The sequence below is a fragment of the Pseudomonadota bacterium genome (assembly GCA_034189865.1).
Taxonomy (GTDB): Bacteria; Pseudomonadota; Gammaproteobacteria; order UBA5335; family UBA5335; genus JAXHTV01.
Genome location: JAXHTV010000060.1, coordinates 1 through 3,041 on the forward strand (window position 1 = coordinate 1; position 3,041 = coordinate 3,041).

3 protein-coding genes are annotated in these 3,041 nt (G+C 55.6%); all 3 read right to left on the reverse strand.

What is annotated here, in order from left to right:
• A partial coding sequence (locus SVU69_13620; protein MDY6944035.1) for a GDP-L-fucose synthase occupies positions 1–857 on the reverse strand: 857 nt, incomplete at its 3' end.
• Positions 850–1,938 carry a GDP-mannose 4,6-dehydratase gene (gene gmd / locus SVU69_13625; protein MDY6944036.1) on the reverse strand — a complete coding sequence of 363 codons (1,089 nt, stop codon included), beginning with the start codon at positions 1,936–1,938 and terminating at the stop codon, positions 850–852. The genes gmd and SVU69_13620, both read right to left, overlap by 8 nt.
• The gene (locus tag SVU69_13630) at positions 1,935–3,038 is read right to left on the reverse strand and encodes a WcaI family glycosyltransferase (protein MDY6944037.1); all 1,104 of its coding nucleotides are present in this window, start codon (positions 3,036–3,038) and stop codon (positions 1,935–1,937) included. The genes gmd and SVU69_13630 overlap by 4 nt, the downstream gene beginning before the upstream one ends.
• Between the last annotated feature and the right edge of the window lie 3 nt (positions 3,039–3,041).

A 3,041-nucleotide genomic window follows, 5' to 3' on the forward strand; every position in this document is an offset into this window, starting at 1 on the left:
CCCAAATCCCGCAGCCGCGAGACGTCCAGCAGTTTGCGGGGCGTGCCGTCGGGTTTGCTGGTGTCGTAAACGATTCGTCCTTCGTAGCCCACCACTTTCGCCACCAACGAGGCCAACTCGGCGATGGAAACGTCCTCACCCACGCCAACATTAACGATTTGTTCCGATTCGTAGTGGTCCATCAAGAAAACGCAGGCATCGGCCAAATCATCCACGTGCAAAAACTCGCGCCGTGGATTACCGGTGCCCCACACCGTCACGGTGGGCGTTTCGGCCTCTTTGGCTTCATGAAACTTGCGGATTAGCGCGGGCAGCACATGGGAGTTGGCCAGGTCGAAATTGTCCCCGGGTCCGTAAAGATTGGTGGGCATGAGCGAAATGGCGTTAAAGCCATACTGCCGGCGATACGCCTGACACATCTTGATGCCCGCGATCTTCGCGACCGCATACCACTCGTTGGTGGGCTCCAGCGGGCCGGTCAGCAAGCAATCCTCCGGCATGGGTTGCGGTGCGTGCTTGGGGTAAATGCACGATGAACCCAAGAACAGAAGCTTGGAAACGCCATGCTCATAAGCGGCATTGATGACGTTGGTTTGGATGAGCAAATTATCCCGGATGAACTCGGCGGGGTAGATGTCATTGGCATGAATACCACCAACCTTCGCCGCAGCGAGAAAAACATACTCGGGTCGCTCGGTTCTAAAGAAATCGTCAACGGCCGCTTGGCTGCATAGATCCAGCTCCGCTCGCGTCCGAAGCAACAGATGCTCAAACCCACCCGCTTCCAGACGCCTCACGATGGCCGAACCCACCAAGCCCCGATGGCCGGCGACGAATACCCGCGCGTTTTTATTCATGGTGATTAAATGTCCGATATCCTTCACGTCGACACAGTTCGTCCTTTTCGGCGTCTTTCAAATCCTCGCGAATCATTTCTGCAACCAGTTCTCGGAAGCGGACTTTGGGTTCCCATTCAAGCTTTCTCTTGGCTTTGCTTGGATCACCCAGCAGGGTGTCCACTTCCGTCGGCCGAAAGTAGCGACTATCCACGGCGACGACGCAGTCGCCGCTTCGCACGTCGAACGCCTTTTCTTCGATGCCCGATCCTTCCCATCGGAGGCCAATGCCCAACTCCTCGCAGGCGAGAGTCACAAACTCTCTCACGGAGTGTTGTTCGCCGGTGGCGATGACGTAATCATCCGGTTCGTCTTGCTGGAGTATTAGCCATTGCGCTTCCACGTAATCGCGGGCGTGTCCCCAGTCCCGCAGGGCATCCAGATTGCCAAGGTAGAGCCGTTCTTGTAGACCCAGTTTGATTCTGGCCAAGGCGCGAGTGATTTTGCGTGTGACGAACGTTTCCCCGCGAACCGGGGATTCGTGGTTAAACAGAATCCCGTTGCAGCCGTAAATTCCGTAGGCCTCGCGGTAGTTGACGGTAATCCAATAGGCATAAAGCTTGGCTGCAGCATAGGGCGAGCGAGGATAGAAAGGTGTGTTTTCATCCTGTGGGATCGCTTGCACTTTGCCGTACAGTTCAGAAGTGCTGGCTTGGTAGAACCGGGTCTTTTCTTCCATCCCCAAAATGCGGATCGCTTCCAGCAAGCGGAGCGTGCCGATGCCATCGGCATTGGCCGTATACTCCGGTGTTTCGAAGGAAACGGCGACGTGACTTTGGGCGGCCAAGTTGTAAATTTCATCCGGTTGTACTTCTTGCACGACACGGATTAGGTTGGTGGCATCGGTCAGGTCGCCGTAATGCAAGACCATCCGCCGTTCCGGTTCGTGCGGGTCCTGGTAGAGATGATCAATCCGTTGGGTGTTGAATGAAGAAGCCCGGCGTTTTATGCCGTGTACCTCATAGCCTTTAGCCAGGAGCAGCTCCGCTAGGTACATGCCGTCCTGTCCGGTGATGCCGGTGATGAGCGCTCGCTTGCTCATGCAGTTTCCTTCTCAGCGGGCAAATGACAAAGGGTCATCGCTGTCTCCGAAAAGCGGTTCATAATTGCGTCTCGATCGAGATTTCGCTCGGCGTAAGCACGGGCGGCGTTACCCAAGCGACGACGTTTGACGGTATCAGCGGCAAGCGCGGCAATCGCTTCTGTCAGTGCCGTCGTATCTCCAGGAGCAGCTAATATTCCACAGGTTTCCACAATACGCCCAACTTGTGTTTCGGGGGTCACGGTTGCCACCACGGGCCTACCGCTTGCTAGCATACCGGTCAGTTTAGATGGCATCACCAAGTCAGCAGCATCAGCGCGCTGCGGTAGCAAGTGTATGTCTGCAAGGCTTAGCAAATCATTCAGTCGCTCGAGGGGCTGAAGTGGCAACCAGCGGACATTGGGTAGGTCGCTGGTTTGGTCTTTGAGTCGTTCCCTGGCGCTGCCAGCGCCAGCGATGACAAAGACGATATCCCTTCGATCTTTTAGCATTCTGGCTGCATCCGCCAGTAATTCCAGGCCCTGTTTCTCGCCTAAATTGCCCGCGTACAGAGCGACCGTTTGGTCCTCTTTAATATCGAGCTCTAGCCGAAAAGGGCTGGCTTTGTCTGGAAGCGGGTGAATCGTATTGATGTCGGCCCAGTTGGGAAATAGCGACAACTTTTCCGGTGGGTAGTTTTTCTCCTCCACCCGTGCAAGCATGCGCTCGGAAATTGTCGTGATCCGATCGAACCGCGATAACAATGCATGTTCGAGCCAAAGTGCCACATGTTTTAAGTACCCTTTGGGCAGCAAGCCCATATCGAACGCTGCATCGACTTCCAAATCCTGAATATGAAGCCAGCTTTTCGCACCTGATAGCTTGGCCGTCAGCAGTGCAACCGGCGCAGAGAATAGCGTGGGTTCAACGGTAAAGACTAAATTCGGCCGCCACCGCGCCTGAGCGAGTGCCACGGGCGTGCTGCTAGCGGCAAAACTCGCTAAGTGGAGCAGCCGTTTCGCCCCGTTGGGCTTTGTGGGAACCCACAATGGGCAGCGCCAAACCGGTACCCTTGTCCCGTCATGCCATTGCCGATCGTTACCGTCACGAATATTGGCAATGGC

Excerpts from the sequence above, each read along its gene's own strand:
- gmd (MDY6944036.1), bottom strand. The coding sequence starts at position 1,938 with ATGAGCAAGCGAGCGCTCATCACCGGCATCACCGGACAGGACGGCATG.